Origin of the sequence: Lactiplantibacillus nangangensis, from assembly GCF_005405065.1 — a bacterium.
In the GTDB taxonomy this organism is placed as follows: domain Bacteria; phylum Bacillota; class Bacilli; order Lactobacillales; family Lactobacillaceae; genus Lactiplantibacillus; species Lactiplantibacillus nangangensis.
The window spans coordinates 88,418-101,329 of record NZ_BJDI01000003.1 but is presented as its reverse complement, the minus strand read 5'-3'; the positions used below and the strand labels follow the sequence as shown (position 1 = coordinate 101,329).

Here is a 12,912-nt window from a genome sequence, read left to right as displayed (position 1 = left end):
GTCAGGTTTTACATCCTTTTCATTATCACTAAATTTTTAATCCATTTATCATTTTGTCAATTCGTCAGGCAGCTAAAATCAAACGATCACGTTGCTTTCAACTTCAAAATAGCTTTATAGTCATTTACAAGGCCCAAAACTGGTTGCCATTGCAACCAATAAAATGAACCAGCCAGTCTGAGAATGAATATTTGAAGTATTTGTCGGCCTCTATGCCAGGATAGCTCAAATAGTTTTGATGCTGCTGAAATCTCTCATCATTGATAAATATTGTGCCCAGATCTCGCAGATACAATATTGGTACCCAACTTTCATCAAATAGCGCTTTGTTTTTAAGCACCATCTTAATACTATAAATTTGACAAACCGCTCCCCCCAGCGTGATTCCTTCATATTTATCCTCAAATAGTGAGAGACCGTTTGTTATTTTTAAAAATTCATAGTAATCAGATGGCAAATGATACCTATTCAGCTCTTTCAATTCACTTAAGGTCGCTGGTTTATTAAAGGTTACTCGCTCTTCAAAGACACCACCAACATTAACGATATTAAAAGCCTTGTCACCATCACTCGTGATCTCTTTTAATCCATTGAGTGTCTTTGCTAACATTTTTTCCATAAAATTTACTCCTAATAATGAATGAACCAGGTTGTAATCAACTGATGCTCCGCAACTGGCACTGGCATAAGATTAGTAAACGCATTCGAACCACCGTAAATACGAGGACGGATATGATGCACTTGATTTGCCTTCCAATAAGCGGCATTTTGATTACCGAAAATTTCACTAAATTGTTTAATAAAACTTTGACGATCAGTGTTTTTCCATTCTGGTGAAGTTGCCAACTTAGTCCAAGTGGTATTTATTGGAGATTCCGCATCACGTTTTGAGACGGGGTCAATATATTCCGGAAAGTTTTGTCCGATACTGTTTTGTAAATGAATTGTACTCAACGGAATTGCTTTGATAGATGTTGCGCCACCCTCACCTAGCAACCCCCATTGCCCACTCGTTGCAAAGAAAGTCGTTTTGGCCGGAAAATCAGCATATCCTAAGAGTCCTTTAGTAACATCGCCTTCTTTAGTAATCAACTTTGAAGTTTGTGTTGTGATGGGGCCTGACAGCGATGGTTCAGTATAGAAACCCAATTCCACAGATACTGCCGCTGGTGGTTCGCCAATAATCGAATCAATATAAAAATTAATTCTGAACTCGCCATTAACATATTCTTCCGAAGTATGATACGTGACTACAGTTTCTGGCACTTCAGCGAACGTTGTAATACCATTTTCAGTTTGATCATTTGAAACACTGACATTACCTTTTGATAAGCCAATGGTGTGTTGTGAAAACTATTTCTCCCAAGATCGTTACTGTTGAACTGATGCAACTTTTTAACATCTGTCTTGTTACTCTTAACAACGTCTTGCTTAAGTTCCGTAGCGTTGTCCGCTTCCGGAGTTATGACAGTAACCGATAATAGTGTAACAGATGCTACAGCACTTAAAATAATGTTTTTAATTTTTTTCATGCGCTCATCCCCCAAATTGAAAACATAATTTATTGAATTCTTTAAAACACTTTCCTAAAATGTGTTGGCTCATTGGCCGGGCCGATTATTACGCCCCTTTCAGATTATAATTGCGAATTATATTAGCACTCAAATAATTATTTTTCTATCTTCGCCATTCATAAAGCATTTGTACGAACTTGCATGAACACTTCATAAGAACATAAAAAAGAACAGTGAAAAGTCACTGATCCTTTTAAATAAAAGAAATATGACAACTTAGTAACCCATAACCTTCGAAATTAATTCGATCAAAATCTGTAAAAACTGATCACTAAATATCCAGGAAAAGCTGTTGCAATATTGGCGATGCCTTATTTTCGCGACATCGTCTGAAATTTCAGCACAGCGGACCACCTCATTAAGCACGGCTAAACACAAACTCCAAACACTTATTGCATCAAACAGAGCAACCAGTTTACTCACAAATAACCACAATTTAGCCGGAGGTTGCCGCTGATAGCATCGGTCGTGTGGGTGGCGTTTGGTCGGCTGAATTTTGCCGGCCTTATGCCACGGACCGGTCGGGACAATTGCGGGTTTCGCGACTGTTCCGGGCGAGGGTTAAGACGCTTTCCAGGCTTAACCCGGTCCCTCGACCGCATGCCATCAGTGGCAACCGGAGGCGGAAATGACTAGCCTAACGTAAAAAATCGCCCACGATGACTTTAACAACTAGTCATTACAGGCGATCTTTTCACAGCCAATCTTAGTGGCGTTGTTTTAAAAAGTGGTCAAACTGTTCGTTAATGACCTTAACCAGCTTAGGGTCATGAATATCCCCTGGTTGATCAGTGTCTGAAACCTCACTGACTACTTGTAAATAACCGAACAAGACTTGGCTTGGATCTAAATGATATTGGGTTGCCAACCGAACGGCAAAATCATAGCGGTCTGGTCCTAGTAATGCTGAATAATCTGTCATGCTTTTTGTGTCTCCTTTGATTGTGCCAATTGTTTACTCATCCGCAGATATGCGAAAAAGTGGAAAATAATGCCGCTGGCTAGTAACAATGCACCTAACCAAACGGACCAAAACGTCAGGACGATTGCCAAGCCATAAATCGTGACACTGCGTACGGGGTCAAACTTAATGGCGGCATAGAAATCATTCGTGACTGCCGCGCTTTTAAGCTCCTGATGGTGGTGCAAATAGGCGTACATAAAGTAAAACGTTGCCGAAATAAATAAAGCAACCAAATCGTATACGATAAACGCCGTTTGCATGTCAGCGCGATTGCCGCTCGTCAGCGCATCCGCGACCAATGACATTGGATAATCCAGTAACGTAATACTAAATAGCATTAATAAATTAAGCATATTTACATTCCGGTCAATTCTTTTCAACATGCTGAAATAATCATGATGGAATAGCCACAACGTCCCCACATAAAAATAGGAAAACGCATAGGACAAAAACAGCGGCCATTGCGCTAATAACGCTGGCAACAGTTGCCCCGCATGATAATCAGGAATATGAAACTCTAAGACCAGAATCGTAATTAAAATGGCAAAAATACCATCACTGAATGCTTGAAATCGATCCGTTTTCATTTCTGAAGCCTCCCACAATCTCACTACAATATCATAAAACAACCCAAAATGCTGAGATTTGAATTTAGAACCGTTTACATCTTAAAAACCCCGTCCTGACGCGATACTTCTGTGGTAAGATAACTCTATCAAAATTACGACGAGGGGACGTTCGTACAATATGAAAAAATTTCTCAAACCGAAATTTTTATGGTTCGCATTTTGGGTGGTTGCGATCTTCACTGGCATTACCCTTTTGCCAAATTTACAGCCAATCATTGCAACTCACCAAAATACAACCAAAAGTCAGGTCAATCAGCAACAGCTCACTAAGCTTCAAAGCCACTGGGGACGTGGTCAACTACATACGCAACAACTTACGATTGTTTTCAACAATTCACGCACCAACTTATCACCAGCACAAAAGACCAAGATTGAACAAACCTTACACAAACTCAAACATAACGCAGACTACTATCGTCTGCGTCAGCTTCGGACAGCCAATACTTCAAGTAATGATCGCCAATTATTGACCTCACAAGATGGCTCGACCCAATTAGCGGTGGCTTCGATTGACGCTCGCCAGTCAGAGCTTTCAGTCGTCGCCAAGCAACTGCAAACGGCAACCAAAATCGATGGTCTCAAAGTCGCGGTCACAAGTCCGGCCTTGATCACGCAACAACATCAAGCCGTTCAGAACCACCAGACCAAACAAGTGCTACTAATTGGGGCCATTCTCACATTCATCTTGATGGGCCTGCTATTCAAATCGCTTTTAATCCCGTTGATCAACCTGTTATTCCAAAGTATCGTACTCATTGGCACCGCCAGTCTAGCCACCAATCTTATTAAACTACGAAACTGGCCGTTTACGAGTTCTAGTCTCTTGCCAATTGGTAGCCTTGGCCTAATCGTCACCACGATTTTAACTTGGTCGCTGATGCGCGATTATCTAGCCATCGGTGATTCCATCAAGAATCCCGACCAAGTTGCCAAACTGACCGCTAAGCGCCAGTATCAACGCTGGGGCTGGGGGCTCGGTGGACTCGCGATTGCCCTAATCAGTCTCAGTTGGACCCCACTCTTGGCAACTGCGTCAACCTGGTTAATTGCGATCATAATCGGCTTAGCGTTAGCGGTAGTGCCAACGTTAGGCTTAGCTTTCATTGCCCTTTTAGACGATAGTTTGCGCTGGCCTAGCACGACAGCTTGGCGGCAGCGTCCAAAAAACCTTTGGGGTCAATTCAGCAAATTCAGTTTGTGGCAACCTGGCCTAGCACTGTTACTTGGACTCGCGTTACTCATTCCTGGATTCAGCCAAGGCCGTGGTCACTTCAGTTATGCGAATTTGAATCCGACGATCCTCACGGCGCCAACCACGGCCGAAACTGGCAACCAGCTGATCTCAGCACATTTTGGCATTGGGGCGACCACCCCAGTCACCATTTACTTGCAGGCAAAGACCAACTTAACTCAGCAAAACCAATTACAGACACTCGACCAGCTCACGACGAAATTGCAACAAGTCCCAGGAGTTGCGAGCGCCGTTTCAGTTACCCAACCCGCTGGTCAAAAAATTACGCAATATTACGTTGGCAGTCAATTAACGACCGTTCAGGCAAGTTTAGCTGGTAATCGGCAGGCTTTAGTCGCGCTTGAAAAGACGCTGAAAGGCAATCAAACAACCATAACTAAAGCTGACTTAGCCGCACAAATACAACAATTAAAAACCGTTCAAAAACAGCTTGAGCAACTCGATCTTGACAATCAGCAACTGTCATTACAGTTGACTAGCCTATCACAACCAACGACTGAACGCGCAACGCAGCTCAATCAGCTAGCGACCAATTTAGCCGCTGCTGAAACACTTGCGACCCAGATTCAAGCTCAAATGGGGACCATTTTGACCACTCAAGCTGATCTCGTTACCAAGACTACCGTTGCTAACAACGAATTACACAAAATTCATCAAAGTTTAGGTCAAAGTGAGGCCATTCTCAAGAAGGTCACAACGGCAGTTGGTCACACGACCCAATATCTGACTGGTTTGCAAGCCAGTCAAGTTGGTCAAAGCTTCTATTTGCCAACGGACGCCGCCAAGAGTGCCGTCTATCAAAATAGTGTTGCCACTAATACAAGTGCTGACGGGAAACTCACCCAGCTAGTCGTGACCCTCAAGCAACCAGCAACGAGTGCCGCAAGTCAGCGTACTTTACGGCAAGTTAAACAGACCGTGCACGCGAGCTTACTCGCGACACCGTTAGCCACTGCTCAAGTGACCTATAGTGGTCAAACTGTCCAAACCACACCCGTCCGCCACGCCTTGACTCAACAGGCTTGGCAATGGGCCGCCCTAGCTGGGGGCTTAGTGGCGCTCATCCTTTGGCTCAGTTTACGATCACTTCTCTTAAGCGGCTATTTGATGATTGGCCTAGTCGCCATCATCACGAGCAGCTGGGGACTCGCCCAGTTCGGCTATACTAAGCTCGCCCACTTTGGCAACTTACCTTGGCTGGCTTTAGTTTGGAGTATCATCTTGATCACGGTACACTGGTTATCGATCAGTTACCCAACGCTGATCCAGAAAAACTGGCTGCGCAGCTTTGACGCCAAACAACTGCAACAACAGTTTTATCACTGTGGCCGAGGAACTGGAGCAATCACTATGATTGAATTGGCGCTCGTTGGGCCAATGCTAATCAGTCCAACGACCGTGATGCAAGCCACCGGTCTAGTCACCATCCTGGGAATCATTCTCAGCAACTTACTCTTACCATTAGTCTTGCCAGGGCTGATTAAATGGACCATCACACCCCCTAAATTCAAACAACCATCGAAAAAGCCAACTGCAAAGGCTTAAAACGAGGACCCAAACTTAGCTAGAACCAAAAAGAACGGCGTAGCTTCCAACGAAGTTGCGTCGTTCTTTTTTAACTTAACCTAGAAACGTTTGCGGCGCCAATCCCAACTGCCAATGGCTAAAACTGTCATTAGCACGCTGACACCAGCGACTGAAACTAAGCCCTCACCATCGGGTTGTTCATTGGTTTGCGGTAAGCCTCGACTAGGTTTACCAGCGCCAGTACTACCAATCGGTGTGCCGGCAATCGTGCCGCCAGGATTAGTATCGGTAATCGGTGCCGCCGGATTTGGCATAGCCGTCGAGTTACCACCAGTCTGTGGTAACGAAGTCCCTTCGTCATCAGCATTGTCAGTATTTGGCAATCCTGGTTCAGTTGATTCTTCTGACCCATTTGATTCCTCAGATTCATTTGATTCTTCAGACTCATCAGGTCCCTCAATCGGTGGTTTCGGTGTATTGGGTTCACTAGGTTCACCTGGGCCTTCAACTGGTGGTTTCGGACCATCTGGATTTTCCGGTTCGCCTGGTTTCTCAGGTCCTTCTGGATGATCCGGATTTTCCGGCTCACCAGGTGTCACTGGCACCTTAGTATCCTTGGCCGTAACCGTTAACAATTCAGTCTGACCGACTTTAACTGTAACTGGTATGGCCGTTGCATCCAACTCATAATCCGCAGGGGCTTTGGTTTCAACGAACCGATAGTCACCAGCGGCTAAGTCAGTGACCGTTAACTGCCCGGCTTCATCAGTCGTCAAATCGGTCTTTAAAACTTGCCCCTCGGCATCCTGTAACTCATAAACGGCACCAGCAAGTGTGCGACCATTCTCGGAGTCGGTTTTCGTCAACCGGACGCTCCCCTTAGTCACAACCGGTGTCCTATCATCGGTTGCGATTAAACTAAGTGGCGTGGTCTGATCAGCGACAATCGCAACTTTGATTGGCGTCGTACTCAACTCGAAACCAGCCGGAGCCTTGGTTTCAACTAAGGTATAGTCGCCAACAACTAAATCTTTGACGGTCAATTCACCAGCAGCATCCGTGGTTAACTCTGACTGGACGACTTTACCAGTCGCATCACGCAACTCGTAAACGGCGCCAGCTAATTTTTCACTCGAATCAGCAGCTAATTTGGTTAAGGTAAAGCTACCAGTTTTTGGTGGCATCACAGTTGGCTCATCGGTCTGAGTTAAATTCGTCGTTGGCGTTCCAGCACCATTTTTAATCATAAATGAAATTGGTGTTTTATTGATGTCATAACCAGCTGGGGCTTTGGTTTCAATCAAAACATATTGACCTTCAGCTAGGTCACTGACAAACAACTTACCATTTTCATCCGTGGTTAAACCAGTTTTGATCACTTCACCGCTTTGATCTTGTAACTGATATTCAGCACCAGCCAAAGCAGCGCCGGTGTTGGCATCGGTCTTTTGTAGTAAGAAAGCCCCTAAGGCACCTGGATCACCTTCGTTACCGTCACTACCATTGCCACCGTTACCAGTACCATTACCGCCCCAGGTGACGTGACCACCAACCATGACACCATTCATGGTCGCATCATTCATCCAAGACCCACCGTTAGCGCTGACATTGGCTAATTTCACGTTATACGTCATATTAACTGCCGTATGCACATCTTCAAAGACGAAAGTAATTTGCTTGCCATTCACAGTCACTTCTGGCTGAATCGGTTGACCAGCAGAAATAAATTCGCCTTTTTCATTGTACATCCCAGTGTCCGCATGAATCGTTCCCGGTACGTAGGTCTGATTAGGACCAATCGTATCGGTAATCGTAACCGTGCCAAGATCGTTCCCACTGGGATTGAAGGCGATGTTCCAAGTTAACTGAGTCGGTAAGCCATTTTCGTCTTTCTCACTGACCCAGCCAATCTTGTTCAACGCCCAATCTTGACCATGCGTCCCATTATCGGCCGTCCCTTTCGCATATAAGTTCAAGGTTCCTTTGCGATCTTGAGTGCCAATTAATTGCTCGGTAAAGGTGATCGTCCCAGTATTTTCGCCAGCTTTAATGGTGAAAGTCCCAATAGTCGCACCATTATCGTCTTTTAAGTCAAAGCTCAAATCAGAACTCGCGACGGTATTACCCGGCAACGTTACTGGTGCGGTATCACCGGCCTGAATCTTTTGACCATTTGGAATCGACCAATCATAACTCACTTTGTAACTCTGCCATTTACTTAAATCAGTTGGATCCGTGATGATCGTCCCATAACGATCCGTCACGGTGGCTTCACTACCGTTCAGTCCAGTCGTACTGATTGTTGCCGCTTGGACTGCCCGACCAAAAGTAAAAATGGCCAGTAGCAACGTCAACAATCCCACACAGACTGAAATTAACTTCGTGCGCATATTCTCTTCCCCCATTCTCTTACTGATGGCTATCAACTAAGTTTTAAACATAATCCTCACTCCTCGCCAGGATCTTTCAAAAAAGTCATTGAGCCTCTAACCAATCGGCTAGCTAAACTCATGTGTACAATACTGCAAAGATGCGGCTCAAGCGTACTTTAAAGCTTCATTCGGAAAATTGACAAACTAAAAAAATCACCGACTAGTCAGCCAGTGATTTCAAAAATTTTAAGTTATCGTGATGAGCTACATCACTCGTTCCGAGCCAATGGTTTGGAAGAATTTCTCATACGGCGTGCCTTTTGACCAACGCCCGAATTGCGCTTCGGTAATCTTTTCCCAATCAAAGTCAGCGCCCACCTTAGCCAAACCAAGCGGGTCAGTATACGTTACCTTTTGGGCCGCCAGCCAGTCGACCAAGACCGGGACAACGTTTGGCGCCGAAATCAACAAGTTATAGTGACCACTAGTCGTTGTCAATTGAAGCGTTACGGTGTACTGGGCTCTCATTGGGATGACTGGTCCCGGAACCCGCACCATGGCGTGATACATTCCCAGTTCAACTTGGGTTAATTCACTAGTTGTCACCGTTTTAAACGGCTGACCTTTTTCATCGCAAAAAGTCAGTTGGTCACGATCAATCTTGAGCAGGCCATGTTCGAAGGGTGTATACGTGATGACCTTTGCGAACAACCCTTTTGGCTGATGTTTTTCAGGATACTGCTGACCATTAATCTGAACCGCCATATAAGTTGGCTTGTCCGCAATATTCCCCGCAATATCAAGCATTGTCACTGTAGTTGGCACTTCCATGCAAAAATCCCCTTTTGATTTCCCACTTCTCTCTAAAGTAATCGTACCACTATTTAGTCAGTTGGCGCGTCATTTCTTGATGTTGTAAACCAGCTTCCATAAAGCGCTCACCAACGGGTTGAAACCCAAGTTGCCGATAAAAACCTTGTGCAGTCACCTGAGCGCCCAAAACCAATTCAGTCAACTGCTGTTTCTGACCCACTTGGATCATTCGGCGAATAATGGCTTGCGCATATCCATGACCCCGGGCAGCCTTCAACGTCGCAACCCGCTGGATATGGCCTTTTTTTCCAGGCTCCGGTGTCATCCGGGCAGTTGCGACTGGTTGCCCCACATCATCGTACAACACGTAATGCCAAGTTGCGTCCGTAACTGTGTCTAGTTCCAATGCTGGATCAATTTTTTGTTCACCAATGAAGACTGCTCGCCGAATCATAATCGCATCCGCATAGACCTGCGATGTGGTTTGATTACTCATTTTAATTTCCAATCAGATGCACCACCTTATTAATACTGTTGAGAATACCCGTTCTGTCGATTAGCGTCAAATCGGATTTGGCGACTGAAAATATCAGTTTTTCTTCAGTGACCTTTATTTTATTGATCGGTAAATTGTGCTTAGTTGCCGCCTACCGGTCGGTTCGTTTAGGGCTGGAACGCTGTGAATCGTTTTCGAGCCAAAAAGCGGTCTCGAAAATCGATTTTTGCCTAACCGCGGCAAACCACCGCGCTAAGTCAAATACCACGGCTGAGCCCTAAACCAACCGACCTCACGGCTAGATCAAGTTCCAAAATTCGAATGCACACATCACTCTGGATTTCTTGCTAGATTGGAACAGTTAGGGACTGCTATTACATCAACATTAACTCGCCTCGGTGTCAGCCTAGTCTTTGCGAGCTTCACTGTCAGTCATACTGCCAGACTTATCTGGCACCACTATGCGTTACTTCCTATTTGCTGACTATCTCATATAATTATCATTTAATTACAGGCGCATTAAGAAACTAGCCTTAGTGGAATATAAGCAGACAACAGCAAGCAACTCTTCAAAATAACAACTGCACTCTTCCTTAAAAAAGAGTCGCAACTTAAATTACCTTACTAAAGGGTAAACCAACTTATCACTCATCGAAACACCAAAACTAGGCTCCGGTTGCCGCTGATGGCATCGGTCGTGAAGGTGGCGTTTGGTCGGCTGAATTTTGCCGGCCTTACGCCACGGACTGGCCGGGACAATTGTGGGCTTTGCAACTGTTCCGGGCGAGGGTTAAGACGTTCTTCAGGCTTAGCCTGGTCCCTCGACCGCATGTCATTAGCGGCAACCGGAGCCGGCAATGATCACTAACTCAACTTGTCCATTCTCCCGCAAATTAACCCATTCTTAAAAATGTTAGCGATAACCGTTCAGCCGGTTATGTTAAAATGACTTGATGGCTGTTTTTCGAGCCATATCCAAATTTGTCACAAATGAGGTCTTATAAACATGCTTACCAAACTCCGCCAGCACCTCAACACGCGGACTGGGTTCTTTTGGCTATTAGTATTCTTATTTTGGGCCAAGACCCTTTTTGCTTACTTTGCCGAGTTCTCTCTGGGAGTAACCGATCCCCTCCAAGTGTTCCTGATGCTCGTTAATCCGTTAGCAACCTCGATATTCTTGCTTAGCTTAGCCTTGTATATTCGCAAAACCGGCTTTTATTACTATATTTTGCTACTTATCGACGCCCTCAATACGGTGTTACTGTATGCCAATGTCATTTATTACCGCGAATTTACCGACTTCATGACCGTCAGCACCATGACCGGTGCCTCCAAAGTCAGCCAAGGGTTAACGGGATCGTCGTTTGCACTAACCAACTGGTATGACTGGCTCTACTGGATCGATATTGTCGTTTTACTTGGCTTATTCATTTTCCATGTGATCAAACACGACGATCGTCCCATCAAAAGACGGACCGCATTCGCCTACACCTCAGTCGCTGTCGCTGGCTTTGGTCTGAACTTAACATTAGCTGAATCTAACCGGCCGCAACTGTTGACGCGGACGTTCGACCGTAATTATATCGTCAAATATCTCGGGCTCGATGCGTTCACCGTTTACGATGGCATCAAGGATGAACAAACCAATCATCAACGCGCGAGTGCCAAAAAATCCGAGCTAGATACGGTCAAAGACTTTACTAGCGCACATTACGCCGCACCCAATGCGAAGATGTATGGCATTGCCAAAGGTAAAAATGTGATTGTGATTCACTTGGAAAGCTTCCAACAATTTCTAATTGATAAAAAAATCAATGGTCAAGAAGTGACGCCATTCCTGAACTCGCTCTATCACAGCCACTCAACTTATGCGTTCAAGAATTTCTTCCATCAAGTGGGTCAAGGGAAGACTAGTGATGCTGAAAACATGCTGGAAACTAGTACTTATGGCTTATCCACTGGATCCCTATTTTCTCAACTCGGCTCGGACAACACATTTCAGGCCGCGCCAGCCATTCTAAACCAGCGGGCTAAGTATTCTTCCGCCGTTTTCCATGGCAACGTTGCTAGTTTCTGGAACCGAAATAATACCTATAAGAATATGGGGTATCAATATTTCTTTGACGCCAGTTACTTCGATACGACCGGTGATAAATCGACTGGTTACGGTTTGAAGGATAAATTGTTGTTCAAGAATTCCGTTCAATATTTGGAACGATTGCAACAACCCTTTTACGTGAAATACATTACCGTCACGAACCACTTCCCATTCACCATGGATAAGGAAGATACGGACTTCAAGACAACTGACACAAGTGATAGCGCCATCAACGGCTACTTCCAAACGGCCCATTATCTTGATCAGTCAATCAAAGAGTTCTATACGTACTTACAAAAATCCGGACTATTAAAGCACTCGATGATTGTGTTGTACGGGGATCACTATGGCCTGTCAAACAGTGAAAACACAACCCTCGCGCCGATTTTAGGTAAATCAGCCAAGGATTGGACGTCTTTCGATAACGCCCAACTCCAGCGAGTGCCATTCATGATCAATATTCCTGGGTCGACCGGGGGTAAGATTGAATCCACGTATGGTGGTGAAATTGACGTCTTGCCAACGATTTTGCATTTACTTGGAATCTCTAGCAAGCGCTACATTCAATTTGGGACCGACCTCTTCTCGAAGAATCACGACCAAGTTGTGGCCTTTCGAAATCGCGACTTCGTGACACCGAAGTACACCGTCTTAAGTGGTAAGGTCTACGATAACACCACTGGTGAAAAACTTGAGCTGACCGATGACCTGCAAAAGGCGATCGATAAAGATCAAAAGCAAGTTAGCCAAGAACTCAGTTTATCGGATTCGCTCAACTCAAAAAATCTCTTACGGTTCTACACCCCGAAGGATTTCAAAAAAGTTGACGCTTCCGACTACAATTACGCCAATGGACTTCAAAAAGAAATTAAGATTCAAGACACGCTGAAGAACGCTTCGACGAGTCTCTACTCAAAGAATGGCGACAAGACTACCGCTAACAGTTACTCGACAGACGCGCCTGAAGATACACACTCGAAGACTGATTCGACTCGAATCAAGATTACCAATCCTGATGACAGCGACAGTAATACCGGCACAACCACTAGCAGTAGTAGTTCAAGCGCTAAATAAGCAACCTCAAAGTTATCACCTCGATCAATTTCGGGTGATAACTTTTTTTGTCCCATGGTAAAATAAAAGACGAGTTTTACAGGTTTAACGGAATAATTAAAACATGTATT

Annotated in this window: 10 protein-coding genes; 2 read left to right on the top strand and 8 right to left on the bottom strand. The window is 44.8% G+C overall.

The features are described 5' to 3' along the window. Positions 1–124 precede the first annotated feature (124 nt). The 5 genes from FFM70_RS03710 to FFM70_RS03690 all read right to left on the bottom strand — a co-directional run bounded on the left by FFM70_RS03710 (position 125) and on the right by FFM70_RS03690 (position 3,125). Positions 125–619 (bottom strand): SMI1/KNR4 family protein, encoded by a 495-nt coding sequence (locus FFM70_RS03710; protein WP_137615506.1) that lies wholly within the window; start codon positions 617–619, stop codon positions 125–127. 11 nt (positions 620–630) lie between these two features. After that, on the bottom strand, positions 631–1,266 hold the full coding sequence (locus FFM70_RS03705) for an HNH endonuclease signature motif containing protein (protein ID WP_137615505.1): 636 nt from the start codon (positions 1,264–1,266) through the stop codon (positions 631–633). Then, on the bottom strand, positions 1,251–1,532 hold the full coding sequence (locus FFM70_RS03700; RefSeq protein WP_137615504.1) for a hypothetical protein: 282 nt from the start codon (positions 1,530–1,532) through the stop codon (positions 1,251–1,253). The genes FFM70_RS03705 and FFM70_RS03700 overlap by 16 nt, the downstream gene beginning before the upstream one ends. A gap of 748 nt (positions 1,533–2,280) precedes the next feature. Then, positions 2,281–2,496, bottom strand: a complete 216-nt coding sequence (locus FFM70_RS03695) for a hypothetical protein (RefSeq protein ID WP_137615503.1) — start codon at positions 2,494–2,496, stop codon at positions 2,281–2,283. Beyond that, the gene (locus FFM70_RS03690; RefSeq protein WP_137615502.1) at positions 2,493–3,125 is read right to left on the bottom strand and encodes a TMEM175 family protein; all 633 of its coding nucleotides are present in this window, start codon (positions 3,123–3,125) and stop codon (positions 2,493–2,495) included. The genes FFM70_RS03695 and FFM70_RS03690 overlap by 4 nt, the downstream gene beginning before the upstream one ends. A 160-nt stretch (positions 3,126–3,285) precedes the next feature. Between FFM70_RS03690 and FFM70_RS03685 the strand changes: the two genes are divergently transcribed. Next, the gene (locus FFM70_RS03685; RefSeq protein ID WP_137615501.1) at positions 3,286–5,964 is read left to right on the top strand and encodes an MMPL family transporter; all 2,679 of its coding nucleotides are present in this window, start codon (positions 3,286–3,288) and stop codon (positions 5,962–5,964) included. An 80-nt stretch (positions 5,965–6,044) separates the two neighbouring features. On the opposite strand, the gene FFM70_RS03680 is transcribed toward FFM70_RS03685, so the two are convergent. From FFM70_RS03680 to FFM70_RS03670, 3 genes are all read right to left on the bottom strand, one after another. Next, complete coding sequence (locus FFM70_RS03680) at positions 6,045–8,336, bottom strand: SpaA isopeptide-forming pilin-related protein (protein WP_171002288.1); 2,292 nt, start codon at positions 8,334–8,336, stop codon at positions 6,045–6,047. A gap of 246 nt (positions 8,337–8,582) precedes the next feature. After that, positions 8,583–9,149: a hypothetical protein gene (locus tag FFM70_RS03675; RefSeq protein ID WP_137615499.1), complete on the bottom strand. Its 567-nt coding sequence runs from the start codon at positions 9,147–9,149 to the stop codon at positions 8,583–8,585. A 49-nt stretch (positions 9,150–9,198) separates the two neighbouring features. Beyond that, positions 9,199–9,639: a GNAT family N-acetyltransferase gene (locus tag FFM70_RS03670; protein WP_137615498.1), complete on the bottom strand. Its 441-nt coding sequence runs from the start codon at positions 9,637–9,639 to the stop codon at positions 9,199–9,201. A 994-nt stretch (positions 9,640–10,633) separates the two neighbouring features. Here FFM70_RS03670 and FFM70_RS03665 point away from each other — a divergent pair. Further along, positions 10,634–12,802: an LTA synthase family protein gene (locus FFM70_RS03665; RefSeq protein ID WP_137615497.1), complete on the top strand. Its 2,169-nt coding sequence runs from the start codon at positions 10,634–10,636 to the stop codon at positions 12,800–12,802. Positions 12,803–12,912: the final 110 nt, after the last annotated feature.